This is a genomic window from Agromyces sp. Soil535, assembly GCF_001428255.1.
In the GTDB taxonomy this organism is placed as follows: Bacteria; Actinomycetota; Actinomycetes; order Actinomycetales; family Microbacteriaceae; genus Agromyces.
On record NZ_LMRW01000024.1, the window covers coordinates 291,318 to 316,186 of the forward strand.

General features: G+C 71.7%; 26 protein-coding genes and 1 pseudogene. 16 read left to right on the forward strand and 11 right to left on the reverse strand.

Annotation, left to right across the window (positions count from 1 at the left end; all coding sequences use genetic code 11):
• The first annotated feature begins 27 nt into the window (after positions 1–27).
• Positions 28–918, forward strand: coding sequence for an alpha/beta fold hydrolase (locus ASG80_RS16585; RefSeq protein WP_056732663.1), 891 nt, complete (start codon positions 28–30; stop codon positions 916–918).
• Between the two features lie 57 nt (positions 919–975).
• On the opposite strand, the gene ASG80_RS16590 is transcribed toward ASG80_RS16585, so the two are convergent.
• The 3 genes from ASG80_RS16590 to ASG80_RS16600 all read right to left on the reverse strand — a co-directional run bounded on the left by ASG80_RS16590 (position 976) and on the right by ASG80_RS16600 (position 2,409).
• Positions 976–1,404 carry a hypothetical protein gene (locus ASG80_RS16590; RefSeq protein WP_235508361.1) on the reverse strand — a complete coding sequence of 143 codons (429 nt, stop codon included), beginning with the start codon at positions 1,402–1,404 and terminating at the stop codon, positions 976–978.
• Between the two features lie 51 nt (positions 1,405–1,455).
• Positions 1,456–1,860 carry a sterol carrier family protein gene (locus ASG80_RS16595; protein WP_056732664.1) on the reverse strand — a complete coding sequence of 135 codons (405 nt, stop codon included), beginning with the start codon at positions 1,858–1,860 and terminating at the stop codon, positions 1,456–1,458.
• A gap of 66 nt (positions 1,861–1,926) precedes the next feature.
• Positions 1,927–2,409, reverse strand: coding sequence for a DUF6069 family protein (locus ASG80_RS16600; protein ID WP_200952598.1), 483 nt, complete (start codon positions 2,407–2,409; stop codon positions 1,927–1,929).
• Positions 2,410–2,569: 160 nt separating this feature from the next.
• Here ASG80_RS16600 and purD point away from each other — a divergent pair, with 160 nt between their 5' ends.
• The 4 genes from purD to ASG80_RS16620 all read left to right on the forward strand — a co-directional run bounded on the left by purD (position 2,570) and on the right by ASG80_RS16620 (position 6,280).
• Complete coding sequence (gene purD / locus ASG80_RS16605) at positions 2,570–3,883, forward strand: phosphoribosylamine--glycine ligase (protein ID WP_056732666.1); 1,314 nt, start codon at positions 2,570–2,572, stop codon at positions 3,881–3,883.
• Positions 3,884–3,896: 13 nt separating this feature from the next.
• A complete protein-coding gene (locus tag ASG80_RS16610) occupies positions 3,897–4,838 on the forward strand; it encodes a phosphoribosylaminoimidazolesuccinocarboxamide synthase (RefSeq protein WP_056732668.1) in 942 nt (313 codons plus the stop codon).
• A gap of 84 nt (positions 4,839–4,922) precedes the next feature.
• The gene (locus ASG80_RS16615; RefSeq protein ID WP_056732670.1) at positions 4,923–5,342 is read left to right on the forward strand and encodes a nuclear transport factor 2 family protein; all 420 of its coding nucleotides are present in this window, start codon (positions 4,923–4,925) and stop codon (positions 5,340–5,342) included.
• An 83-nt stretch (positions 5,343–5,425) separates the two neighbouring features.
• On the forward strand, positions 5,426–6,280 hold the full coding sequence (locus tag ASG80_RS16620) for a VOC family protein (protein WP_056732921.1): 855 nt from the start codon (positions 5,426–5,428) through the stop codon (positions 6,278–6,280).
• Between the two features lie 156 nt (positions 6,281–6,436).
• Here the strand turns inward: ASG80_RS16620 and ASG80_RS16625 are convergent, their stop codons facing one another.
• The gene (locus ASG80_RS16625; RefSeq protein WP_056732674.1) at positions 6,437–7,087 is read right to left on the reverse strand and encodes a TetR/AcrR family transcriptional regulator; all 651 of its coding nucleotides are present in this window, start codon (positions 7,085–7,087) and stop codon (positions 6,437–6,439) included.
• A gap of 274 nt (positions 7,088–7,361) precedes the next feature.
• Here ASG80_RS16625 and ASG80_RS16630 point away from each other — a divergent pair, with 274 nt between their 5' ends.
• From ASG80_RS16630 to ASG80_RS16650, 5 genes are all read left to right on the forward strand, one after another.
• Complete coding sequence (locus tag ASG80_RS16630) at positions 7,362–7,934, forward strand: TetR/AcrR family transcriptional regulator (RefSeq protein ID WP_056732676.1); 573 nt, start codon at positions 7,362–7,364, stop codon at positions 7,932–7,934.
• Between the two features lie 90 nt (positions 7,935–8,024).
• Positions 8,025–9,500 carry a DHA2 family efflux MFS transporter permease subunit gene (locus ASG80_RS16635; protein ID WP_056732678.1) on the forward strand — a complete coding sequence of 492 codons (1,476 nt, stop codon included), beginning with the start codon at positions 8,025–8,027 and terminating at the stop codon, positions 9,498–9,500.
• Between the two features lie 142 nt (positions 9,501–9,642).
• Positions 9,643–10,479: a tryptophan 2,3-dioxygenase gene (gene kynA / locus ASG80_RS16640; protein WP_056732924.1), complete on the forward strand. Its 837-nt coding sequence runs from the start codon at positions 9,643–9,645 to the stop codon at positions 10,477–10,479.
• A gap of 3 nt (positions 10,480–10,482) precedes the next feature.
• A complete protein-coding gene (locus ASG80_RS16645; RefSeq protein ID WP_235508362.1) occupies positions 10,483–11,526 on the forward strand; it encodes a hypothetical protein in 1,044 nt (347 codons plus the stop codon).
• Between the two features lie 32 nt (positions 11,527–11,558).
• Entirely contained in the window at positions 11,559–12,782 is a 1,224-nt protein-coding gene (locus tag ASG80_RS16650) for a kynureninase (RefSeq protein WP_082590545.1), read from the forward strand.
• A gap of 14 nt (positions 12,783–12,796) precedes the next feature.
• On the opposite strand, the gene ASG80_RS24185 is transcribed toward ASG80_RS16650, so the two are convergent.
• Entirely contained in the window at positions 12,797–15,427 is a 2,631-nt protein-coding gene (locus tag ASG80_RS24185) for a choice-of-anchor Q domain-containing protein (protein WP_056732683.1), read from the reverse strand.
• Positions 15,428–15,682: 255 nt separating this feature from the next.
• Here ASG80_RS24185 and ASG80_RS16660 point away from each other — a divergent pair, with 255 nt between their 5' ends.
• Positions 15,683–16,090 (forward strand): hypothetical protein, encoded by a 408-nt coding sequence (locus tag ASG80_RS16660; protein ID WP_056732685.1) that lies wholly within the window; start codon positions 15,683–15,685, stop codon positions 16,088–16,090.
• A 55-nt stretch (positions 16,091–16,145) separates the two neighbouring features.
• On the opposite strand, the gene ASG80_RS16665 is transcribed toward ASG80_RS16660, so the two are convergent.
• Genes ASG80_RS16665 through ASG80_RS16675 form a run of 3 tightly spaced genes read right to left on the reverse strand, consistent with a single transcriptional unit; the run spans position 16,146 to position 19,287 of the window.
• Positions 16,146–17,549, reverse strand: coding sequence for a wax ester/triacylglycerol synthase domain-containing protein (locus ASG80_RS16665; protein ID WP_255355607.1), 1,404 nt, complete (start codon positions 17,547–17,549; stop codon positions 16,146–16,148).
• Positions 17,438–18,286 (reverse strand): ABC transporter permease, encoded by an 849-nt coding sequence (locus ASG80_RS16670; RefSeq protein ID WP_056732689.1) that lies wholly within the window; start codon positions 18,284–18,286, stop codon positions 17,438–17,440. Before ASG80_RS16670 ends, ASG80_RS16665 begins: the two co-directional genes overlap by 112 nt.
• A complete protein-coding gene (locus tag ASG80_RS16675) occupies positions 18,283–19,287 on the reverse strand; it encodes an ATP-binding cassette domain-containing protein (RefSeq protein WP_056732691.1) in 1,005 nt (334 codons plus the stop codon). The genes ASG80_RS16670 and ASG80_RS16675 overlap by 4 nt, the downstream gene beginning before the upstream one ends.
• A gap of 99 nt (positions 19,288–19,386) precedes the next feature.
• Between ASG80_RS16675 and purS the strand changes: the two are divergent.
• From purS to ASG80_RS16695, 4 genes and pseudogenes are all read left to right on the forward strand, one after another.
• Positions 19,387–19,620 (forward strand): annotated as a pseudogene (purS, locus tag ASG80_RS16680) (phosphoribosylformylglycinamidine synthase subunit PurS); the annotation flags it as partial.
• Positions 19,621–19,733: 113 nt separating this feature from the next.
• Positions 19,734–20,432 carry a phosphoribosylformylglycinamidine synthase subunit PurQ gene (gene purQ, locus ASG80_RS16685; protein ID WP_056732696.1) on the forward strand — a complete coding sequence of 233 codons (699 nt, stop codon included), beginning with the start codon at positions 19,734–19,736 and terminating at the stop codon, positions 20,430–20,432.
• A 59-nt stretch (positions 20,433–20,491) separates the two neighbouring features.
• Positions 20,492–20,890, forward strand: coding sequence for a hypothetical protein (locus ASG80_RS16690; protein ID WP_056732697.1), 399 nt, complete (start codon positions 20,492–20,494; stop codon positions 20,888–20,890).
• A gap of 136 nt (positions 20,891–21,026) precedes the next feature.
• Positions 21,027–21,350, forward strand: a complete 324-nt coding sequence (locus ASG80_RS16695) for a hypothetical protein (RefSeq protein WP_056732700.1) — start codon at positions 21,027–21,029, stop codon at positions 21,348–21,350.
• A gap of 70 nt (positions 21,351–21,420) precedes the next feature.
• Here the strand turns inward: ASG80_RS16695 and ASG80_RS16700 are convergent, their stop codons facing one another.
• Positions 21,421–22,938, reverse strand: a complete 1,518-nt coding sequence (locus ASG80_RS16700) for a catalase (RefSeq protein ID WP_056732702.1) — start codon at positions 22,936–22,938, stop codon at positions 21,421–21,423.
• A gap of 124 nt (positions 22,939–23,062) precedes the next feature.
• Positions 23,063–23,503: a Fur family transcriptional regulator gene (locus ASG80_RS16705; RefSeq protein WP_056732703.1), complete on the reverse strand. Its 441-nt coding sequence runs from the start codon at positions 23,501–23,503 to the stop codon at positions 23,063–23,065.
• Between the two features lie 88 nt (positions 23,504–23,591).
• Here ASG80_RS16705 and ASG80_RS16710 point away from each other — a divergent pair, with 88 nt between their 5' ends.
• The gene (locus ASG80_RS16710) at positions 23,592–24,152 is read left to right on the forward strand and encodes a tetratricopeptide repeat protein (protein WP_056732705.1); all 561 of its coding nucleotides are present in this window, start codon (positions 23,592–23,594) and stop codon (positions 24,150–24,152) included.
• Positions 24,153–24,213: 61 nt separating this feature from the next.
• On the opposite strand, the gene ASG80_RS16715 is transcribed toward ASG80_RS16710, so the two are convergent.
• Complete coding sequence (locus tag ASG80_RS16715; RefSeq protein ID WP_156401896.1) at positions 24,214–24,750, reverse strand: hypothetical protein; 537 nt, start codon at positions 24,748–24,750, stop codon at positions 24,214–24,216.
• Between the last annotated feature and the right edge of the window lie 119 nt (positions 24,751–24,869).

Sequence of the window (24,869 nt, forward strand, 5' to 3'; positions counted from 1 at the left end):
GTCGGCGGGCTGCGCCAGACTGGCGTGATGGGGTTCACTCGCCGCGGCAGCGTCCGCACGCCCGTGCTCGAGATCGCCTACGAGGAGGCCGGGCCGCCCGACGGGCCGGTCGCGGTGCTGTCGCACGGGTTCCCCTACGACGTGCGCGCGTACGACGACGTCGCCGGGATGCTGGCGGCATCCGGCATGCGCGTGATCGCGCCCTACCTGCGGGGCTTCGGCCCCACTCGGTTCACGGATGCCGCGACGATGCGCTCGGGCGAACAGGGCGCGCTCGCACAGGACCTGCTCGACCTGCTCGACGAGCTCGGCGTCGAGCGGGCGATCGTCGGCGGCTACGACTGGGGCGGACGCGCCGCGTGCATCGTGTCAGCGCTGCATCCGTCGCGGGTCGCCGGCCTCGTGTCCGTCGGCGGCTACAACGTGTTCGACGCCGCGTTCGCGCAGGAACCCACCCGGCCCGAGTGGGAGCGCACGTACTGGTACAAGTACTACTTCCACTCCGAGGCGGGCCGGCGGGGTCTCGAGCGGTACCGCGACGAGCTCTGCGAGCTGCTGTGGACGACCTGGTCGCCCGAGTGGGCGGATGCCGTGACGGCGTTCCGCGCGAGCGCGCCCAGCCTCGACAACCCAGACTTCGTCGACGTGGTCATCCACTCCTACCGGCACCGCTCAGGCCTCGTCGACGGTGACCCGCGATACGCCGCGATCGAGGCGGCCGTCGCGGCGCAACCGCCGATCACCGTGCCGACCGTCGTGCTCGAGAGCGGCGCCGACGGGTTGGGCGGTCCGAGCGGCGCCGAGGACCGCAGGCAGTTCACCGGCCCGTACGCGTTCCGGGAGCTGCCGGGCATCGGGCACGACCTGCCGCAGGAGGCGCCGCGCGAGTTCGCCGACGCGGTGCTCAGCCTGCGCTGAGCGCGTCGCCACGAGAGGGCCGAGCGTGCGACACAGCCCACAGGCCGAAGTCGACGGCTACTCGTCGACGTGGTGCGTCGACTCGTGCACGACGGTGACGGATTTCGCCCGCCGCGCCGACAGGCGGTCGATCAGGAGGGCGACGGCGGCGCCGAGCGCGGCGCCCACTGTCGCGCACAACAGCAGGAGGAACCCGAACACCTGTCCCCTGTCGAATCCGAGGGCGACCTCGGGCTGCTCGGGCTGGCCCGAGAACGCGAACGTCAGGATGAGCGCCACGACCGCGCCCACGAGCGCGCCGAGCGTGATGAAGCGGCCGTAGCGTGGCGCGCGGCGCACCACCGCCGTGTCCCGGCTGACCGAGATCTCCGTGTCCGCATCGGCCACCGTGCCGTGGGAGACCCCCAGGTCCCCGAACTCGGACGGCACGACCGGCCCGTCTCCGGATTCGGCGTCGGGCTGGGGCTGCTCGGGGGTGTCGCTCACGCCTCCATTGTCCCACCAGTCGGCGAGCGCGCCGCGTCCCGATCGCTCACGCTACGCCGGCAGCACCGGCAGGTGGTCCGCGAGGTCGGCACGCTGGCCTGAGGCGTGCACCCTGCCGGCAGCGCGCGCGTCGACCCACGAGAGGTCGCCCGCCGCCAGCGCGAGCCACGTCGCGGCATCCGTCTCGACCACGTTCGGCGGCGTGCCGCGCGTGTGCTTGGGGCCCTCGACGCACTGCACGGCGGCGTACGGCGGCACCCGCACCTCGACCGTGCCACCGGGCGCCTGCTCGGCGAGCAGCTGCAGCGAGTACCGCACGGCGAGCGCGAGCGTGGTGCGATCGACGGATGCCGCGAGCGCGCGACCATCCGCACCGCCCTCGATGCCCGCGCCGATCGCCCGCACCGTGGCGAACGCCGCCCGGCCCAATCCGTCGTCGATGCGTGCCCGTGCCATGCCTCCATCCTCCCGCAGTGCGGGAGGATGGAGCGGCGCCCGGCCCGCGACACCGAATGTCGCCCTTCAGGCGCGCGGCGCCTTCCGCCCGAGCGACCGGATCGCGCGCAGCCCCACGATCGAGACCGGCACGAGCGCCGCGTGGCACAGCGCCAGCGCGACCTTGCTCGCCGTCTCGTGATCGCTCGGCAGGATCATCGGGAGGACCGACCCCAGTTCGAGCACGGGTGCGACGATCAGGGCGGCTGGGATGACCCACCTCCACCACAGCGACAGGGTCGCCGCGATCGACATCCCCACGGCGAGCGGCAATGCGGTGAACCCGATGAGGGTGATCGCGTCGACTTCCGCCGGCTGCCCCGCGGCGGTGAACATATACGTGGCTCCTGCGGCGCGGCCGAGCGTGTAGATGAGCAGGTTGACCAGGACGGCAGCCACAACCGTCGCGGCGACGATCCCCGGCCGACCAAGTCTCCGAGCGAGCGACCTGGGGTGCGCTTCGGCGACGGATGACCGGGCGACGGCGTCGAGAGCGGTGTCCTTGTTCATGGCAATCCCTTCAACTTCTCGTCATTGAACCATTTGGTTCAGTATCTCATACTGAACCAAAGAGTTCAATGAGCCCGCCGAGATCGGGGACGCTCGGGAGCCGACATTCTCAGCGACCCGCAGCCGGGGCTGCGCGGCGCTCATCCGATACCCTGAACCAGTGAGAATCCTCGTCCTCGGCTCGGGCGCGCGCGAGCACGCCATCATCCTCGCGCTCCTCGACGAGGAGGCCGGCCACGAGCTCATCGCCGCCCCCGGCAACACCGGCATCGCGGCATCCGCCACGTCGTCGGCCCGCGGCAGCGTGACGACGATCGCGCTCGACCCCACCGACCCGGTGCTGGTCGCCGACTACGCCATCGACAACGGCATCGAGCTCGTCGTGGTCGGCCCCGAGGCGCCGCTCGTCGCGGGTGTCGCCGACGCCCTACGCACCCGCGGCATCGCCGTGTTCGGGCCCGGCAAGGCGGCCGCCGCCCTCGAGGGATCGAAGACGTTCGCGAAGCGCATCATGGAGGCCGCCGGCGTGCCCACCGGGCGCGCGACGCTCGCCGAGACGCTCGCCGAGGTCGAGGCCACGCTCGACGAGTTCGGCGACCCGTACGTCGTGAAGGCCGACGGGCTCGCCGCCGGCAAGGGGGTGCTCGTGACCTCCGACCGCGACGCCGCGCTCGCGCACGCCACGCACTACCTGCAGCAGGGGCCGGTGCTCGTCGAGGAGTTCCTCGACGGCCAGGAGGTCTCGCTGTTCCTGCTCTCCGACGGCACCCACGTGCTGCCGCTCTCGCCGGCGCAGGACTACAAGCGCCTGCGCGACGGCGATCAGGGCCCCAACACCGGCGGCATGGGCGCGTACTCGCCGCTGCCGTGGCTCGACCGCGACTTCGGCAGCGAGCAGGCGTTCGTCGACGAGGTCATCGAGACGATCGCGCTGCCCACGATCCACCGGCTCGCCGCCGAGCAGACCCCGTTCATCGGGCTGCTCTACGCGGGCCTCATCCTCACGCCCCGCGGCATCCGCGTCATCGAGTTCAACGCGCGCTTCGGCGACCCCGAGACGCAGGCGGTGCTGCCTCGGCTCGTGACCCCGCTCTCGGGCCTGCTGTTCGCCGCCGCCACGGGCGGGCTCGGCGGGCTGCCGCGTCCCGAGTTCCGCCCGGATGCCGCGGTCACCGTGGTGCTCGCGAGCGAGGGCTATCCCGAGGCGCCCGAGACCGGCCGGGTGATCGAGGGACTCGACGCCGCGGCATCCGTGCCCGGGGTGCACATCGCGCACGCCGCCACCGCCATCGGACCGAGCGACCCCGCCGACGCCGTGCCGCCGCTGATCGCCACCGGTGGCCGCGTGCTCAACGTCGTCGCGCTCGGATCGGACTTCGCCGAGGCGCGCCGCCGTGCGTACCAGGCGCTCGGGCGCCTGCGCCTCGATGGCGGCCAGTACCGCACCGACATCGCCGCGCGCGTCGCGGAGTGAGGGAGCCGAACGCATGAACGACGCCGTAGACCTTCCCGGCTGGACGCTCGTCTACTCCGGCAAGGTGCGCGACCTGTACGTGCCCACCAGGGCGCTCGACGACGACGACACCTGGACCGGCGACCCGCTGCACCTGTCGCGCGTGGTGCTCGTGGTCGCGAGCGACCGGGTGAGCGCGTACGACCAGGTGCTCGAGCCGGCGATCCCCGGCAAGGGCGCGATGCTCACGACGCTCACGCGCTGGTGGCTCGACCAGCTGCCCGAGGTGCCCAACCACCTCGCCTATGCCGAGGACGACCGGCTCGACGTGCCCGCCATTCCCTCGGAGGTCGTCGACCGGGCGGCGCTGTGCCGCACGCTCGACATGTTCCCGATCGAGTGCGTCGTGCGCGGCTTCATCACGGGTGGCGGCTGGAAGGAGTACCAGGCCACGGGTGCCATCGGCGGCGTCCCGCTGCCCGAGGGGCTCTCGAACGGCGACCGGCTCCCCGAGCCGATCTTCACGCCCGCGTGGAAGGCCCCGATGGGCGAGCACGACGAGAACATCTCGTATGAGCGCACCGTCGAGATCGTCGGCGAGACCGTGGCCGCGCAGCTGCGGGAGCTCTCGCTCGAGATCTTCGCTCATGCCTCTGAGATCGCGGAGGCGCGTGGGCTGATCCTCGCCGACACGAAGTTCGAGTTCGGCGCCGACCGCGAGATCGGCATCGTTACCCTCGCCGACGAAGTGCTCACGAGCGACTCGAGCCGCTACTGGGACCTCGAGGCGTACCTCACCGGCGCGACGCCCGAGGTGCGCATGGCGAGCTTCGACAAGCAGATCGTGCGGGACTGGCTCGCCGCGAACTGGGACCAGGCGGCCTTCGAGGCGCCGCCGGCGCTTCCGCACGAGATCGTCGAGCAGACCGTCGAGCGGTATCGCGCTCTGCTCGATCGGCTGACCACCGGCGCCTGAGCCGTCATCGCGACTGCGGTCGATTCCGGCCCCATCCGTTCGTCGTCCCTGTGACGGCGCCACCCGGGCGCCAGAGGAGGACGCATGTCAGGATTCCTGCAGCTCGCCGACCTCGTGGTGGATTCCGCCGAGGTCGCCTGGCTCGTGAGCAAGCGCGCGGCGGCGATCCGCTCGCGCGATGCTGAGTACCTCGCGTCACGGTACGCGGCGGGCGTCGTGACCTTCGGCGTGGCGCCGCCGCTCAGCCCGCACGCCGGGGAGGCGCACACCGTCGGATGGCTCCGCGACTGGTTCGACCGGTTCGCCGGACGCATCGACCACCGCGTGCGCGACCTCACCGTGAGCGTCTGCGGCGACCTCGCGTTCTGCCACAGCATGGACGTGCTCACCGCGCGTCCGGTGCACGGCCGGCGTCGCGAGGTGCGGTTCGAGACGACGCTCGGTCTGCGGCGGGAGGACGGGGTGTGGCTCGTCGCCTCGGAGCGCCTGCGCGTGACGGAATAGCGGCGCCGCGGCATCCGTTACAATTAGTTGTGACTACAACCAATGAGCTCCCGACGGGCGGCCTGCTCGCCGCCGACACCGGCATGGGCGCCGTGACCCTGCGGGTCGGCGACCTCGACGGCATGATCCGCTACTACCGCGACGGCGTGACCCTCGAGCTGCTCAGCCACGACGGCCCCGTGGCCGTGCTCGGACGCGGCACCACCCCGATCGTGATCCTCGAGCACGCTCCCGAGTTGAGGCACGCGAGCCCCCACAGCGCGGGCCTCTTCCACACGGCGATCCTCTTCGACTCGCGCGAGGCGCTCGCGACCGCGATCGCCTCCGTCGCCGCGAAGTACCCCGGCACGTTCACCGGCAGCGCCGACCACCTCGTCAGCGAGGCCTTCTACTTCACCGACCCCGAGGGCAACGGCGTCGAGCTCTACTTCGACCGCGACCGCTCCACCTGGAGCTGGACGCACGGGCGGATCGAGATGGCCACGGTCTTCCTCGACCCCAACGGCTACCTGCGCGACCACCTCACCGAAAGCGCCGCGGATGCCGCGGCATCCGGCCTCGGGCTCGGCGACGCCGTGGTGGGCCACGTGCACCTCTCCGTCGGCGACATCGCGAGCGCCCGCGAGTTCTACGTGCACCGCCTCGGGTTCGAGACGACCGCGACCCTCGGCACCTCGGCGCTCTTCGTGTCGGCGGGCGGCTACCACCACCACATGGCGATGAACACGTGGAACAGCGCCGGCGCCGGCCGGCGAGGGCGCGCGCTCGGGCTCGGCAAGGTCGAGATCGTCGTGTCGGGCGCCGACGACCTCGGCGAGCTCGGCGAGCGGATGTCGCACCACGGTGTCGCGACGCGCGACGACGGGCGCACGCTCGCCTTCGACGACCCATGGGCGAACGTCGTCGAGGTCCGCACCGCTGAGGCATCCGTCGGCTGAAGCTCGCGCCCAGTCGCGCGCCGGCCGACACCCGTGCCCCACATGGCGGTATACGATCGGCCGCGCCGCCGTTCGACGCGGACGATCGGGGTGGCGGATCGTATATCCGCAGTTCGGGACAGGGGAGCGGTCAGTCGGCGGCCGGCCGGGAAGCAGTCAGTCGGCGGCCGGCCGGGGACCCTTCTGGTGCGACATGTCGTGGAACTCGTCGAACGCCTGGCCGTCGCCCGGCAGCGGCGTGAGGCCGGGTCGGGCGCGCAGCCCGTCGAGCACGATCGTGAGCTGTCGCCGCCAGTACGGCAGGTAGGCGCCGCCGTACTGGCCGACCGAGCCGAGCATGTCGACGAGCACGCTGAGGTCGACGGCGGTGACGTCGGCGCGCAGTGCACCCTCGGCCTGGGCTCGCGCGACCAGGCCGTTGATCGCATCCTCGAACTCGGCGCCCGGCTTGTAGTCGGGATCGAGCTCCGCGACGCGGCGCATGACGGCGGGCAGGTAGGGCGACTCGGCGACCCAGGCCGCGAGTCGCTCGAGGTAGAGCTCGACCGAGCGCCAACCGGACTCGGCCCCCAGGATCTCGGGTGCGAAGCCGTGCAGGTCGCCGACGGCGGTGTCGTACAACTCGCGCACGAGGGCGTCGCGGTTGGGGAAGTGGCGGTAGACCGTGCCGGCGCCGACGCCCGCCCGGGTGGCGAGCTCATCGAGCGGAGCCTCGATGCCGCGCTCCCCGAACAGGATCCTCGCCTCGGCGAGGAGCCGCTCATGGTTGCGTCGCGCATCGCGACGCGGCGATGCGGCCGGGTTCACGTGTTCACTGTACGCCTCGGATCAGGTATGATTCGGAAGGTCGCCTCCGTTTCATCTGAACCGACGGCGACCGGCCCTCTTGGGGGAGAGGGAAGCGGCGCGGCGGGCAACACGCCGGTCTGACCGGGCAGGGGGAGCCCGCCGCGCCCGGTCCGTGGGGTGCCTCGGCGACCGCTGGGCACCTGCGCGCAACAGGGTGCGGTCGCGATGCATCCGTGGTGCAAGGACGGTCAGCAGGTTGCGCACGGGAAAGAGTGAGTGTACAGTCACTCATATGCGAACCAAGCTCTCCACGGCCGACGAACGCCGCCCGCTCGTGATCGACGCAGCGATCGCGGCCTTCGCCCTCACCGGGTATCGCGGCACGACGGTCGCCGACGTCGCCGCGGAGGCGGGCATCTCCTCCGCGTACGTGTTCAAGCTCTTCCCGAGCAAGGAGCAGCTGTTCGTCGGGGCGCTCGACGCCTGCTTCGACCGGGTCGTGGGGGCGCTCGGCCGGGGCGCCGAGGCCACGACCGATCACACGCCCGACGGCGTGCTCGACGCCATGGGCGGCGCCTACGCGGAGCTCATCTCCGATCGGTCGCTGCTCATGCTGCAGGTGCACGCGCAATCCGCGGTGGAGGTCCCCGAGATCTCGGCGGCGCTCCGGCGCGGCTACGCCCGTGTCACCGAGTTCGCCTCCACGCGCTCCGGAGCCACGGATGCCGCGGTGCAGCGCTTCATCGCCTTCGGCCAGTTGTGCCACCTCGTGGTGACGCTCGGCCTCGAGGAGGCCACCGAGCCCTGGGCCAAGACCCTCGCCGCCGGCATCCGCCACCCCGCCTTCGCTGCGCCGACGGCGTAGCCCGACACCGCCGACCTGCTCCGGTCGGCGCTTCTCTCTGCTCCAATCAGTGACTGACTAATCACTCACAACCAAGGAAAGGATCCACCCATGAACACCGACCGCCTCGCGTCTGCCGCCCCGCAGCGACCCGCCGCGCCCCAGCCAACCACGACTCCGCCGACCACGGCCGAGCACGCCCGACGCTGGTGGGCGCTCGGCGCCCTCGCCCTCGCCCAGTTCCTCGTCGTGCTCGACGCGTCGATCGTCAACATCGCCATCCCGACCCTCGGCGCCGACCTCGGCCTCGGGCCCGCCGCCCTCGCGTGGGTCATCACGGCGTACGTGCTGCCGTTCGGAAGCCTGCTGCTGCTCGGCGGACGCCTCGCCGACCGGTTCGGGCATCGGCGGGTCTTCCTCGTCGGCACGGCCGCGTTCCTCGGCGCGTCGGCGCTCGCGGGGCTCGCCGCCACCGGCGAGATCCTGCTCCTGGCCCGCGCGCTCCAGGGCGCGTCGGCGGCGCTCCTCGCCCCGGCATCGCTCGCCCTCGTCACGCGGCTCTTCACCTCGACCCGCGATCGCGCACGCGCCCTCGGCATCTGGGGCGCCGTCGCCGGGGCGGGCAGCGCCGCCGGCGTGCTGCTCGGCGGCGTGCTCACCGCGACGTTCGGCTGGCAGGCGGTGTTCTTCGTGAACGTGCCGGTCGGCGTCGTGGTGCTCGTCGCGATCCCGTTCCTCGTGCGCCGCGACGCGGCAGGCGCGCCCTCCCGCCTCGACCTCGCCGGCGCAGCCACGATCACCGCCGCGCTGGTCGCCCTCGTGGCCGGCCTCACCAGCGCCGAGCAGCTCGGCTTCGCCGATCCCCTCGTGCTCGGCCTCCTCGCGGCCGCGGTCGTGCTCGGTGCGGCGTTCGTGGTGATCGAGCGACGCGCGAAGGACCCCCTGGTGCCGTTCGCCACCTTCGCCAACCGCTCAGTCACCGCCGGAAACCTCGTGATGCTCCTGCTCGGCGGCGCGATGGTGGCCCTCTTCTTCGCGCTCTCCGTGTTCCTGCAGGAGGTCATGCACCTCGACGCACTCGGCGCCGGCCTCACGCAGCTCCCGCTCGCCGTCGCGCTCGTGCTGGTCGCGGGCGTCGTGCCGCCCGTCGTCGCCCGATTCGGCGTGCGACCGGTGCTCGCCGGATCCCTCCTCGTGTTCGCGGGTGGTCTCGCCTGGCTCGCCGCAGCACCGGCCGACGCCGAGTTCCTCGTGCACGTGCTCGGTCCGACGCTCGCGATCGGCGTCGGGCTCGGGGGCGCGTTCGTCACCGCGACGCAGCTCGCAGTGCACGGCGTGGACGGCGGCGAGGCCGGACTCGCAGGCGGCCTCGTGAACACGAGCCAGCAGATCGGCGGCGCGCTCGGGATGGCCGTGCTCGCGACCCTGGCCACCGTTCGCACCGAGACGCTGGTCACCGACGGCGCCACAGCGGAGGCCGCCCTCGCCGGCGGGTTCTCGGTCGTGTACATCGGGGCGGCCGGACTCGCCGTCGTCGCGGCGATCATCGCGGTGACGCTCCGGGGTCGGCGCACCGCGATTCGCTGAGCCGCGGCATCCGCCTCGCATCCGCGAACCCCTCGGCCCCGCTCGTCCGCTCGCGACGAGCGGGGCCAAGGCCCGCGGCTAGGCTGGCACTGTGGCCGAACCCGCCGAACACGCCGAACCCGAGCAGCCCGTCTCGGGCAACATCCGCCGCATCGAGGCATCCGTCGTCACCGACTTCAGCGATCGCATGAGCTATGGCGGCTACCTCGACCTGCCCACGCTCCTCTCGGCGCAGCGGCCGATCTCACGGCCCGAGCACCACGACGAGCTCCTGTTCATCATCCAGCACCAGACCACCGAGCTCTGGCTGAAGCTCGTGCTGCACGAGCTCGAGACCGCGCGCGACCTGCTGCGCGCCGACGAGCTCGCGCCCGCGCTCAAGTGCATCGCCCGCGTGAAGCACATCCAGAAGACCCTCACCGAGCAGTGGTCGGTGCTCGCCACCCTCACCCCCACCGAGTACGCGCAGTTCCGCGGCGTGCTCGGCAACGCGAGCGGGTTCCAGTCGTACCAGTACCGGGCGGTCGAGTTCGTGCTCGGCAACAAGAACGCGCGCATGCTGCAGGTCTTCGAGACGGACGCCTCGGCCCACGCCATGCTGCAGACGGCCCTCGAGACGCCGAGCCTCTACGACGAGTTCCTGCGACTCCTCGCGCGTTCGGGCTATCCCATCCCGGAATCGGTGCTGCAGCGCGATGTGACGCAAGCCTGGACCTTCCAGCCCGAGCTGGTGCCGATCTTCGGCTCGATCTACGCGAACCCCGAGGAGCACTGGGCCGCCTACGAGACCTGCGAGGAGCTCGTCGACCTCGAGGACAACTTCCAGCTCTGGCGCTTCCGCCACCTGAAGACCGTCGAGCGCATCATCGGCTCCAAGACCGGAACCGGCGGGTCGAGCGGCGCACCGTTCCTGAAGCGCGCGCTCGAGCTCACGTTCTTCCCCGAGCTGTACGCCGTGCGCACCGAGATCCCGGGATGACGGATGTCGCACGCCGCTGAGCCCCGCACGCCCGCCTCCCCCAGGGATCCCTGGGACGAGCCCGCCGACGGGCTCGACCTCGGCCCGCTCGCCGTGGCCGTGCGGCGCTCCCTGAACGGCGACCACCCCGGCGAGACCGGCACGATGCTGCCGCCGCTCGTCGACCACCACGTGCACCTCATGATCGTGGGCGAGGGCGCGCTCGCCGACAGCGCGCTCGCAGGCGTCGTCGACCTCGGCGCGCCGCTCCACCTCGTCGCGGCGCGCCGCCACGCCGACGGCCTGCCCCGCGCCGACTTCGCCGGCACGTTCCTCACGGCTCCGGGCGGCTACCCCGTGGGCCGCCCCTGGGCGCCCGACGGATGCGCGCGCGAGCTGGAGCCCGAGCATGGCAACGGCCGGTCGGCCCTCCCGGGCGCCGCCGAGACGGCGGTGAGCGAGCAGCAGGCGTTCGGGGCATCCGTCATCAAGGTCGCGCTCAACGCCGACGTCGGACCCGTGTTCGACCGGGCCACCCTCGACGCGATCGTGAGGGCGGCGCACGAGCGCGGCCTGCCCGTGGTCGCGCATGTCGAGGGCGACGGGATGACCCGCCTCGCCGTCGAGGCAGGGGTCGACGCGCTCGCGCACACGCCGTTCACCGAGCTGCTCGACGACGTGCTCATCGCGCGGGCGGTGGCGATCGGCCAGCGCTGGATCTCCACGCTCTTCGTGACCGGCTACGGCACCATCACCCCCGACTCCGAGCGGGCGCTCGACAACCTTCGACGCTTCCGCGAGGCCGGGGGAAGGGTGCTCTACGGCACCGACCTCGGCAACGGCGACCAGCCGCTCGGGGTGAACCCCGCCGAGCTCGGCCTGCTCGCCGCCGCGGGCCTCGGGGCCCCCGACCTGCTCGCGTCGATCACCGACCCCTGGCCACGGCGCGAGCGTGCCGAGGGGATCGCGACGTTCGTGCCCGGTGTGCCGCCATCGGCCATCGACGACCTGCCGGCCTGGCTCGCGGCCGCGTACATCGTGCCCACGGAAGACCTGGAGGCCCTGTGACCCTCGATCCGCACCTCGCGTACGCCCGACGGATGGACCGTGCCGACGGCCTCGCCCACTACCGCAAGCGGTTCGTCGGCGCCGGGACCGACCTCGTGTACTTCGACGGGAACTCGCTCGGCCGGCCGCCGGCGTCGGCGATCGAGCGGGTCGAGCGCTTCCTCCGCGAGGAGTGGGGCGGTCGGCTCATCCGCGGCTGGGACGAGTCGTGGATGCAGCTGCCGTTCGAGATCGGCGACCGCATCGGGCGGGCCGTCATCGAGGCGAAGGCCGGCCAGACCGTGATCGGCGACTCCACGACGGTGCTGCTCTACAAGCTCGCGCGCGCCGCCGTCGACGCGCAGCACGCCCGCGACCCCGCCCGCCGCGAGATCGTCGTGGACAGCGACAATTTCCCGACCGACCGCTACGTGCTCGAGGGCATCGCCCGCGAGCGCGGCATGCGCCTGCGGTGGATCGAGGTCGACACCGCCTCGGGCGTGACGCCCGAGCACCTCGCCGAGGCCGTCGGTCCTGAGACCGCGCTCGTCGTCGTGAGTCACGTGGCCTACCGCTCGGCCTACATCGCCGAGGCCCAGGAGCTCACGCGCATCGCACACGACGCCGGCGCGCTCATCCTCTGGGACCTGTGCCACTCGGCCGGGTCGGTGCCGGTGAAGGCCGACCTCTGGGGCTTCGACCTCGCGGTCGGCTGCACCTACAAGTACCTGAACGGCGGACCCGGATCCCCCGCCTTCGCCTACGTGCGCGACGACCTGCAGGGCGCGCTGGCCCAGCCGATCCAAGGGTGGATGGGCACGGCCGACGTCTTCGCAATGGGGCCCGAGTACAGGCCTGCCGCCGGCATCCGTCGCTTCCTCAGCGGCACGCCGCCGATCGTGGGCATGATCGCGATGGAGGAGAGCCTCGCGATGATCGAGGAGGCCGGCATCGCCGCGATCCGTTCGAAGTCGGTGGCGCTCACGTCGTTCGCGATCACCGTCGCCGACGAATGGCTCGCGCCGCTCGGCGTCACCCTCGCGTCCCCCGTCGACCCCGACGAGCGCGGCGGGCACGTCACGCTCCAACACCCTGCCATGCGCGAGGTCATCGCCCGCCTCTGGCAGCATGACGTGATCCCCGACTACCGCGATCCCGGCGGCCTTCGGCTCGGGCTGTCGCCCCTCTCGACGAGCTTCGAGGAGGTGCACCGCGGGCTCGAGACCACGCGGGACACGCTGAGGACCGTGCTCACCGAGCGGGCGGGGCTGGCGTAGCCGTCATTCGTCCGTCATCGCAACCGCACCGTCGTCGAGTCGGTGTTCACGATGTCGCCGTCGACCGTGCGTACGAGGATGCCGACCGTGTGATCACCGGACGCGAGCGCCTTCGACGTCTTCACGTCGAACTGGAACGTGTTCGACACGGCGTTGTACGTCGCACATCCCTTGGTCTGCCCGTCGAGGGTGACGAACACGAGGCACGTCGGCGAGACGAGAGCCGCGGCGGCCGTATCGCTGATCGGCTGCCCGCTCGCGTCGCCGATTTGGAACCGCACCGGAATGGTCGACCCGCGCTTGTAGGAACTCTGCGGCACCGGCTGCAGGAAGCCGAGGAAGTCGTACGCCACGACGTACTGACACGCGACGGTCATCGTGTTGCCGGCAACGTCGGATCCCGTGAGCGACTTCTCGAACACCCCCGGTTCGGCCAGATCAGTCGCGACCACCTCGGCGGTGACGGGTGACGACGCCGGGCCCGACAGTGCGTCGGTCACCGTCGCCGAAAGCCCCGTCGTCGGTGTGCCGCCGACCACGTACGTCGGCGCCGGGTCGCACGTGACGGTGGGCGCGGTCTTGTCGACCTTCACCGTGAACTCCGCCGTGCTCACGTTCCCGGCGAGGTCGGTGCACGTCGCCGTCAACAGGATGGCGCTCCCCTCGCCGGTCGAGGTCGACTCGAGGGTGCACAGCTCCGGGTCGATGCCCGCGCTACCGACGCCGTCGTTCCAGCCCCAGTTCACGGTGACGTCGGTCGTGCTCCACCCGTCGAGCCCGCTGCCCGAGGTGATCGCGGGCGCGGCGCGCGGGGCCGTGACATCTGCGCCGCCCTCGAACTCGTAGGCACCGATGTCAGCCGAGCCGAACTGCGGGCGGGCGATGCCGCGCTGGTCGTCGAGCGGAGCGAAGGCGAGATTGCCCGTGTTCACCGCGGGGCTCAGCGCACCGATCGCCATCGTCGGCGTGCGCCCCGGCGCGTTGAGCGCGAGCGCGCCGAGCTCGGGGTCGGCCGTCTGCGTGATCGCCGGGCAGGGCGTGCGCGCGTCGGTCGCGTGCGGCGTGACGAGGTTGTTTGATCCGGACGTCGCGACGCCGCCGAGCACGAAGCACTCGTCGCGTCCCGTGTTGCCCGCGATGATCGCGTTGTGGAGCACGAGCGAGGTCGCCTCCCCCGTCGTCGGCTTGTAGACCACGACACCCGCGCCGTCGCCCGTCGACTCGTTGCCCGCGATCGTGGAGTTCGTGACGGCGAGCGTGCCCCCGACAGTGAAGATCGCGCCACCGGCATCCGCTCCGTTCTGTGCTCCGTCGTCGTCGAAGCCGCCCTCGCCCGCGACCCCCCGCACCGCGAAATTGTGGGTGAACGTGCTGTTGCTCACCGTGATTGTCGCGCTGTGACCGAAGATCGCGCCGCCGAGGCCCGCCCCGCCACCGCCGTACAGCTCGCTGCCGTCGCCGCCGAACGTTCCGCCGTCGCCGGGCCCGCCGAACACGAACCCACCGGGTGCACCCCCGCCGCCCGCGCCGAAGCCGCCACCACCACCGCTGCCGCCGCAATAGCCGCAGCCGTCGATGAGGTCGGCCGCGGCTCCGCCGCCACCGCCGCCGAAGCCCCCAGGTCCGCCGTCGCCGTCGTCCCAAGCCCCACCGCCGCCACCGCCGCCGTAGCCGCCGGCTCCGCCATCTCCACTGCCGAAGGTGCCGTTGGCACCACCGCCACCGCCGCCGCCCGCGCACCCGGCGTCGTCTCCGTCGGCTCGGACCAGAAACTCGTCGGCGATGCTCAGCACTGCTCCGTCACCGCCGCAGCGGTACCCGCCCGGAGCTTCCCTGAACTGCGTGGGGCCGGCATCGAAGACCGTTCCGCCGCCACCCCCGCCGTTGTTGCCGATGCCTCCGCCAGAGGCACCGTGCCCGCGGGCGCCACCCCCGCCGCCACCATCGCTGCTGCCCCAACCGCCGAGGCCGCCGCCGCCGCCGCCACCGGCACCGCCGATGTCGCTCCGATCGCCGCCATCGCCGCCCGTGGCGCTGTTCGCCTCGAACGTGCTCCATTGAACGAGAAGCGCGCCCTCATGCACGGCGATCGCCCCGCCGGCGCCGAGACCCCCGCCCCCACCACGGTTGCCGCCGTTGCCACCGCGCGCGGCGAAGCCTTTCACGTGCACCTCGCGGAGGTCGAGGTCGCCGGTCGGACCGACGGCGAACGCACGGAAGTTCGCGGTACCCGTGCGCTGGATGACTGCTCCCCTGCCCTCGATGATGAGCGCCGAGGTCACCAACGGCGTCGCCGTCGGTCCGAGATGGTTGGAGGCGTCGTCGATGATCTCGCTGAACGCATAGGTCACTGGTGCGAGCTCGATCACGTCGATCCCGCTGCCGGCCGCGCACTGCGTGTCGATGAACCCGCCGTTGCCGATCGGGTCGGGAACGACGCTCGCGTCGTGGTTCGCCGCGAGGATCGCCTCGGGCAACGTGCATCCAGGTTCTCCGAGCGCTTGCGATGTCGAGTCGACCACGATGACGGAATCGGCGTGCGCGGGCCCTGACGGGCCGGTGACCGCGAACAGCAGCCCGCCCGCCAGTCCGGCGAGGGCGATCGTGACGGTGAGCATGCTGAGCGGGGGCGTTGCGGGGTGCATGGCGACCTCCTCGGGTTGGCGGAGCCATGGACTGGCCCGAACTCTCCTCTCCACCCGTCGGCGCGGCAAGTACCGCTTCCGGGGGGTGCCCGCCGAGCGAGCCGGCTCGTCATCGCGATGCCCGGCGGCCTGATCCTCGGGCGCCTGGCGCGCGGTAGCATCACCCCGGCCGCCGTGCAACCCCGGACACTGTTTCGGCGGCGTCCGGGGCAGCGGACGTACGATGACCGCATCGCACGACGAAAGGGTGGAACCATGACCGACACGGACCGCAAGATCGCCGACGCGACGAAGGCGGCACGCGACGCCGCAGACAGGGTGGCGGGTACGACCGAGGCGGCTGCCGAGGACGTCTCCGAGGTGGTCGGCGACACCGCACGCGAGACCGCCGACGTGATCTCCGACGGCGCGTCCGACGTGAAGGAGCAGGTGGCCGAGGTGGTCGGCGACGTCATCAACGACGTGCGCGCCGCGGCGTCCGATGCGACGGAGGCGATCTCCGCGCAGGCGAAGGAGGCGCTCTCGGGCGCGAGGAGCGCCGCCGACGAGGGCGTCACCTACGTGCAGGCGCGCTACCGCGAGAGCCCGGGGCTCGTCATCGCGGTGGGCATCGCCGCGCTCATCGGCGTCGCCGTGGTCGTGAGGGCGATCTTCCGCCGCTGAACGGATGCGGCGACCTCGCGATCATCGTCGCCCCAAGGTGCGTGCGGATCGCCACTCAGGCGAGCGCGGCGATCCGCATCAGCTCTTCACGCAGGGCCCGAGCGAACGCCTCGGCGTCGAGCGCGTCGGCATCGCAGTGCACGGCGCAGCGAAGCACGCCGTCGTACGAGATCGCGGCGACGCCGAGCCGCACGTTCCCCTGGATCGCGGACACCGGCCAGAGTCGCTCCAAGCGCCCACCGGCCAAGGCGAGCGGATGCCGCGGGCCGGGCACGTTCGTGACGAACGCGACGATCAGCCGCTGGTGGCGGGCGAGTCGAATGAACGCCCACGCACCGAGCCGCGTTCGAGTCAACTCGAATGTGCCGCGCGAACGCGCGTCCTGCTTGCCGGCACGCGTGAGTTCGGCGACGCGACGCACGCGCCGGGCGACATCGGCCTCGTGCGCCGGCAGGGCAACGAGCATCACGCCCACGGCATTGCCCGACCTGCCGCGGTCGCCCAGGGCGACCGGCACGCTCACGGGGAGGGTTGCCGGCGCGCGCTCCCCGCGAGCGAGGAGCGCGGACGTCGTGGCCGCCGCGACGGCGGCGAGCAGTGCGTCGTTCACGGTCGCTCCGGCGGTGTCGGCCCCGGCGTCCAGCGCGGCGAGCTCCGTGTCGACGAACGCGACGCCCCGTCGCGGTCCGATGCGGCCGAGCAGCACCGTTCGCGGCACCCGTCTTCGGAACATCGTCGTGGTGCGCTCGAGACCCGATGCGAGAGTGCGAAGTCGTGCCCGCACCGACGGCCCACGGGCCGGAGCACGCTCGGGTGCGGTGGCGGCGGTATCGGCGGCATGGGCGTCACCGCCGCTCACCGGCACGACGGGATCCATGAGCGCCTGGGCGAGCCGGACGGCGGCGATGCCGTCGGCCATCGCGTGATGGATCCGAAGCACGATGCCCGCCCTCGAGGAAGCGACGCCGGGAACGATGAGCAGCTCCCAGAGCGGGCGGTCGAACGGGAGCGGCGTCACGATGAGCCGCGCGCAGAGCGCCTCCAGCCCAAGGAGCCCGTCGACCGGATCGACGGCTCGCACATGGTGCGTGAGGTCGGGGCTCACCGGTTCCCACACCAGCACGCGGCCGTCGCGCTGCACCCGCTGGCTGAGCCTGGGCGCCGCGGTGAGGCGTTCGGCGAGCGCCGACCGCAGGGCCATGAGGTCGACCGAGCCGTCTGGCGCGACGGGTCCGCCCGACGCGAGGACGCCCGCCATCAGGAAGGCGTTCACCTGGTCAGGCGAATCCATGGTGATGTTCGACGCGTCCGAAGCCGTGAGCCGTTCGGGCCGCTCGCCCGCTGCGCTCACGACCTGGTCGACACCCGACCGAACTTGCGGATCGAGAGCGGCACGAAGACGATCAGCATGAGGGCGATCCCGATGAGCGTTGCGGCGATCGGGTACTGCTGCGGCCACACCTCGGGTTCGGGCATGCCAGGCGGCACGTTGCCGAAGAGTTCGCGCGCCGACTGCACGAGAGCCGACACCGGGTTGTATTCGGCGAACGTCTGCAGCGGCTCGGGCAGCGTGTCGGCGGGCACGAACGCGTTCGAGAGGAAGGTCAGCGGGAAGAGGATGATGAACGCGGCATTGTTGATGACTTCGGGGCTCCGCACGCTCATGCCGAGGAACGCCATGACCCACGAGAACGCGTAGCCGAAGAGCAACAGCAACGCGACACCGGCGAGCCCCTCCCACAGGCTCGTCGTGATGCGCCAGCCGACGACCAGACCCGTGACGATCATGACCACCATCGACAGGGAGTTGATCACCAGGTCGCCGTTGGTCCGGCCGATGAGCACCGCCGAGTGGCTGATGGGAAGGGTTCGGAAGCGGTCGATGATGCCGTTCTTCAGGTCCTGCGCCATCGCCGATCCCGACCACGTCGACCCGAACACGATGGTCTGCGCGAAGATGCCGGCCATGATGAACTCGGTGTAGCTGATGCCCGGGATGTCGATCACGCCCTCGTACACGTACGTGAACAGCAGCACGAACATGATCGGCTGCAGGGTCGTGAACACGAGCACGTCGGGCACGCGCTTGATCTTGATGAGGTTGCGCTTCGTCGTCGCCCATCCGTCGGTGTACCAGGTGCTGAGCCCGCTCGGGCGTCGCAGAGCGGATGCCGCCGGCCGCGCGATCGTCGTCATGAGCCCGCCCCCGCCCGCTCGTGCGCCGGCTGGTCGGCTGCGGCATCCGTCTCGGCCATGTGGCCGGTGAGCCTCAGGAACACGTCGTCGAGCGTGGGGCGCCGCATGCCCGCGTCATGCATGCGCACCCCGGCCGCATTGAGCTCGGCGAGCGTGGACTCGAGGGCGCGCGGGCCCTCGGTGACGCCGACGGTGAGCGTTCGCCCATCGTCGGAGGTGCGGGGTTCGGATGCTCCGTGCCGCGCGAGCACCGCGAGCACGAGCTCGGCGTCGCCCGGGTCGACGACGGTGAGCTCGATCTGCTGCCCGCCCACCTGCGCCTTCAGCTCGTCGGCCGTGCCCTCGGCGATGACGCGCCCCCCGTCGATCACCGAGATCGCGTCGGCGAGCCGGTCGGCCTCCTCGAGGTACTGGGTCGTGAGGAAGACCGTCGTGCCCTCGCTGACGAGGCCCTGGATGATCTCCCACATCCCGATGCGGCTGCGCGGATCGAGACCCGTCGTCGGCTCGTCGAGGAACAGCACCTCGGGCTTGGAGAAGATCGCACCCGCGAGGTCGATGCGGCGCCGCATGCCGCCGGAGAAGCCCTTCACGGGTCGGTTCTGCGCCTCGCTGAGCTCGAACGCTTCGATGAGCTCGTGCGCCCGGCGTCGGGATTCACGGGCGGGGAAGTGGTAGAGGCGGCCCACCATGTCGAGGTTCTCGAATCCGGTGAGGTCCTCGTCGACGGCGGCGTACTGGCCCGAGACCCCGATGATGGGGCGCACCTCGTCGCCGCGGCGCACCACGTCGACGCCGCCGATCGTCGCGGTGCCCTCGTCGGGCACGAGCAGCGTCGTGAAGACCTTGACGGCAGTGGTCTTGCCCGCGCCGTTGGGGCCGAGGAGGGCGCGCACGGTGCCCTGCTCGACCGACAGGTCGACGCCGGCGAGCGCTTCGACCGGTGGCGCCTTGCGCACGTGGTAACGCTTGACGAGCCCCCGGGCCTCTATGAAGGCCATGTCCTCGACCGTAACCCGACCCTCCGACATCGACAAGGGCGCCCACAGCGCCCGATAGAATCGAGGCATCCACCCCTCGACACCGGACGGAGACCCGCGGTGCCCACCATCGTCGTCGAAGTGATGCCCAAGGCCGAACTGCTCGACCCCCAGGGGAAGGCCGTCGCCGGCGCCCTCGCCCGCACCGGCCACACCGGATTCACCGGCGTGCGCATCGGCAAGCGCTTCGAGCTCACCGTCGACGGTCCCATCGATGACGCGCTGAAGGCGAGCGTGCAGCAGATCGCCGACGAGATCCTCTCGAACGCGGTGATCGAGGACGTCGTGGGCATCCACTACGAGCAGTCCAACGTCGAGCTCGCCGAGGAAGCCGCACACGCGGCGGCCGAGCACGCCGAAGAGGGCTACGTGGCGCCCGCCGGCGAGACGCACTGAGGCCGGCTGCCATGCGCATCGGCGTCATCACCTTCCCCGGCTCTCTCGACGACCGCGACGCGCAGCGTGCGGTACGGCTCGCGGGTGCGGAGCCCGTGGCCCTCTGGCACGGCTCGCACGACCTCGAGGGCGTCGACGCGCTCATCCTGCCCGGCGGCTTCAGCTACGGCGACTACCTGCGCTGCGGCGCGATCGCCTCGCTCAGCCCGATCATGACCGAGGTCGTGGATGCCGCGAACAGGGGCATGCCCGTGCTCGGCATCTGCAACGGCTTCCAGATGCTCACCGAGGCGCACCTGCTCGAGGGCGGCCTGATCCGCAACGACCACGGCTCGTTCATCTGCCGCGACCAGGTGCTGCGCGTCGAGAACACGTCGACCGACTGGACGAGCGGGTTCGAGGCCCGACAGGAGATCACGATCCCGCTGAAGAACGGCGAGGGCGGCTTCATCGCCGACGACGACACCCTCGACCGCCTCGAGGGCGAGGGTCGGGTCGTCTTCCGCTACGTCGACGTGAACCCCAACGGCTCGCTCCGCGACATTGCGGGCATCGCGAACGCCCGCGGCAACGTGGTCGGCCTCATGCCGCACCCGGAGCACGCGGTCGAGCCCGGCTTCGGACCCGACACGGCCGCCGCGATGCGGTCGGGTGTCGACGGCCTCGGGTTCTTCACGAGCGTCGTGCAGCGCGCGCTCGTCGAGGCGTAGCGCAGACTTCACCCACGGGGGTCTCGACTGCGCGCACCCGGCTGTGCCATGCTCGCCGAATGTACCGGACCTACTGCAGGGTCGCCGCGGTCGTCTTCGCGGTGTTCACTGCCTACCCAGTGGTCACCAAGGCGCTCGACCATCGGCTGGCGGAAGACTGGGCGCACAGCGCGCTGCACCTCGTCTCGGCGCTCGTCGCCGCATACGCCGGGTGGTTCGGCCCGCCGGTCGTGGCACGGCTCTTCGTCACCGCGATCGCGATCGGATACACGGCACTCGGTGTCTTCGGATGGTTCACCGACGGTCTCTTCCTCGGTACCGCCGTGGCGATCCCGCTCGGCCCGATCGACAACGTCTTCCACCTGGCGCTCGGCCTCCCGGCGCTCGCGATCCTGATCGTCGCGGGTACGCGGTCGCGGCGCAAGCCGGATGCCGTGCCGACCGCGATCGAGCGCTGAGAGCACCCCGGCGGATGCCGCGGAGCATCCGGATTCCGGGCGGATTCATCGGGCGCTGAGGGCGCGCTCATAGCGGCGGGCCCGAGGCTGCGAAGAGGCGCGGGGACCCGCCCCGCATCTTCCCGGAGGATCGAGCATGAGCGCCACCGCTCCCACCCACCCCATCCCGCCCCAGCCGTTCCAGCCGAGCGCCGACGCATCCGCGCCGAGCGCCCCACCTGCCGACCACGTGCCCTGGTACCGCCGCGTCTGGGTGCTCGTCGTCGGCGCCGTGCTCATCGCCGTGCTGGCGTTCGGCAGCGGGTTCATCGCCGGCAACGCGGCGTCGCTGTTCGACGGCCTGCTCGGCGTGCCGACCCGCGGCATGATCGACGACGGGCCGGGCTTCCGCGACGGCGTGCCCCCGAGCGACGGCGAATTCCCGCAGATGCCCGGGGACACGACGTCGCAGAGCGGCTGACGGGCGGAGCGCCCGGGCCGCGCCGATCGCGCGACCCGGGCACCCTTCCCGCGGGAGTCGGCGCCTCGAACTACGCCGCCTCGTCGTCCTCGGCCGCCTCGGGCTCCTCCGGCGCGTCGGCGATCACGCCGGCCGCATATGCCTCGCGGAGCGCCGCGCCGAGCCCGGCGTCGACGTTCGTCCAGTACTGGAAGAAGCGCTCGCGGATGTCGTCGATCGTGATCGCGTTCGCCTGGCCCGAGAGGGTCTCGAGGAAGCGCATCTTCGCCTCGGCCGAGAACACGTCGCGGTAGAGCGTGCCGGCCTGCCCGAAGTCGGAATCGTCGGCCCGGAGCGTGGAGGCGCTGCGCACGAGCGCGCCGTCGGCCTCCCATCCGCCCTCGGCTGCGAGCGCCGGGTCTGCGACCGGGCCGCCGAACGAGTTCGGGGCGTACACCGGGGCGGTCGGGGCGTTGAAGCGGTGCCGGGCGGCGCCATCCTGCGAGGAGTTGTGCACGGATGCCGCGTGCGGCGCGTTCACGGGGAGCTGGGCGTAGTTCGTGCCGACGCGGTAGCGCTGCGCGTCGGGGTAGCTGAACACGCGGGCCATGAGCATCTTGTCGGGGCTGATCGCGATCCCGGGCACGGTGTTCGCCGGGGAGAACGCCGCCTGCTCGATCTCGGCGAAGAAGTTCTGGGGGTTGCGGTCGAGCGTGAGCGTGCCGACCGGCATCAGCGGGTAGTCCGCGTGCGGCCACACCTTGGTGAGGTCGAACGGGTTGAAGCGGTAGGACTTCGCGTGCTCGTAGGGCATGACCTGCACGAACAGGTCCCACTTCGGGAACTCACCGCGTTCGATCGCCTCGTGGAGGTCGCGGCGGTAGAAGTCGGCGTCGGCGCCCGCAATGGCCTCCGCGGTCGCGGCGTCGAGGTGCAGGTCGCCCTGCTGCGAACGGAAGTGGTACTTGACCCAGGACTTCTCACCGGCGGCGTTGATCCACTGGTAGGTGTGCGAGCCGTAGCCCTGCATCTCGCGCCACGACTTCGGCATGCCGCGGTCGCCCATGAGGTAGGTCACCTGGTGGGACGACTCGGGCGAGAGGGTCCAGAAGTCCCACTGCATGTCGGCGTCACGGAGGCCCGATCCGGGCAGGCGCTTCTGCGAGTGGATGAAGTCGGGGAACTTGATGGCGTCGCGGATGAAGAACACCGGGGTGTTGTTGCCGACGATGTCGTAGTTGCCCTCGGTCGTGTAGAACTTCAGCGAGTAGCCGCGGACGTCGCGCCACGTGTCGGGCGATCCCTGCTCGCCCGCGACCGACGAGAAGCGCAGCAGCGTCTCGGACTCCGCGCCGGGCTGGAACACCGCCGCGCGGGTGTAGGCCGAGACGTCGTGGGTCGCCTCGAAGCGACCGAACGCGCCACCGCCCTTGGCGTGGACGATGCGCTCGGGGATGCGCTCCCGGTTGAACTGGGCGAGCTTCTCGACGAGGTACCGGTCATGCAGCACCGTCGCGCCGTCGGCGCCGACCGTGAGCGAGTGCGCGTCGCTCGCGACGGGCGTACCGGTCTGGGTGGTGGTGGCGGGCGGGGACGTAGGGTTCGACATGTCGTCCTTCTCTTGTTCGGTGGATGGATGCCGCGACCGGCGGGCGCGCGCCGTGCGGGCACGACGAGCACCGCCCCGGTCGGGCGGTCGGCGCGCAGGGCGCCTGGCGAGCGGATGCCGCCGGCTAGCCGGTGACCTCCCGCTGGCAGTCGGCGCAGAGGCCCCAGAAGGTGACCTCCGCGGTGTGGATGGCGAAGCCGCCGGTGTCCGATGGCACGAGGCACGGCGGCTCGCCGACGACGCAGTCGACGTCCGCGACGGCATGGCAGCGCGTGCAGACGACGTGGTGGTGGTTGTCGCCGATGCGCCGCTCGTAGAGGCCCGCCGATCCGGCGGGCTCGATGCGTCGCAGAAGGCCCGCCTCGGTGAGGGCACCGAGCACGTTGTAGACGGACTGGAGCGACGTGCCTGGCAACTCCCGCACGACCCGAGCGTGCACCGCGTCGGCGTCGAGGTGACCGGCGCCCGCGACGGCGTCGAGCACGGCGAGGCGTTGCACCGTCACCTTGAGGCCCGCGGCGCGCAGGTGCGCCTCGGCCTCGTCGCGGTGCGTCGCAGTACCCATACGGCGACCCTAGCAGTTGTTTTGAATGACTCAAAACAACTCGGCACGGTGCTCCTCGATGAGCGGATGCAGCGGCAGGATGGGAACCATGACCGACGTGCCAGCACCCGAACCGCCCGAACCGCTCACGCCCGAGCTCGAGGAGACGATCGCCGAGATCTTCGGCATGCGCGACCGCGAGCGCATGCAGCCGACGATCGACGCGTTCCTCGCGCTGCTCGCCGAGCACCCGGGCCAGCCGGAGGTGCTCTACGAGGTCGGCGGATCCTACGACACCGCCGGCGACGAGCAGACCGCGGCCGGCTACTACGAGGCCGCGCTCGCCGCCGGGCTCTCGGGCGACACGCTGCGCCGGTGCCTGCTGCAGTACGGCAGCACGTTGCGCCTCCTCGGCCGCTACCAGGACTCCGTCGCCGTGCTCGACCGGGCCCTCGCCGAATGGCCCGACCTGCCGTCGGTGCGGGTGTTCCATGCGCTGGGGCTCCATGCGGCGGGCCGGAGCGACGGCGCGGTCGGCGAGCTGCTGGCCCTCGTCGCCGACGCCGTACGCACGCCTGACGTGCTGCGCTACGAGGCCGCGCTCCACGGGAACGCCGGGTACCTCATCGGGCTCGATGCGGCGCGTGACGGGCGACCCGGCGCGGAGTGACGGCGTCGCGGCATCCGTCACCCCGGGCTTGCCGCGCCGAGCTCACCCGCCGTCGCGCAGGTCAGTGCACGAGCGAGCTCAGCCAGATGACGATCAGGCCGAGGCTCGCGGTGGCGGCCGCGCTGAAGAGGTTCCAGCCCCAGTGACTGCCGCGCCGCGCCGACGCGACCCAGCCGATCACGGCGAGCACCGCGACCCCGACCCAGAGCGCGAGGTAGTAGCCGACGTACTCGTCGATCACGTTGAGGGCCGACAGGCCGAGGAACACGGCCGGCAGCACCATCGGAAGCAGCATGCCCCAGGAGTGCCTCACCGACGCGCGGGCGGCGGTGATGATCGACCGCCATCGGGTCTCGCCGACCTCCTCGCGGGCGATCGTGCCTGCGAAGACATGGGCCAGCCAGAACACGACGACCGCGCCGAGCGTGAACAGCAGCACCTCGAGGTCGGTCGCGGCCTCCCACCCGATGGCGATCAGCGTGCTGACGAGGATCACCCCGTAGACCGCCGACTCGGTGCGGTACGCACGCAGCACCACGGCGACCTGCTCGGCGACCACGTCGGGCAACCCCTCCGCCGGACCCTTCCTGCTCGCCATGGCCCCTCCCCAGATGCCGTCCGTCCCGGCGAGGCACATCGTACCGCCGCACGCCGCCACGCGGCATCCGCTCAATCGTTCGTTCGATGCGACGCCCATGCGCGGCCTGCGAGCATGGA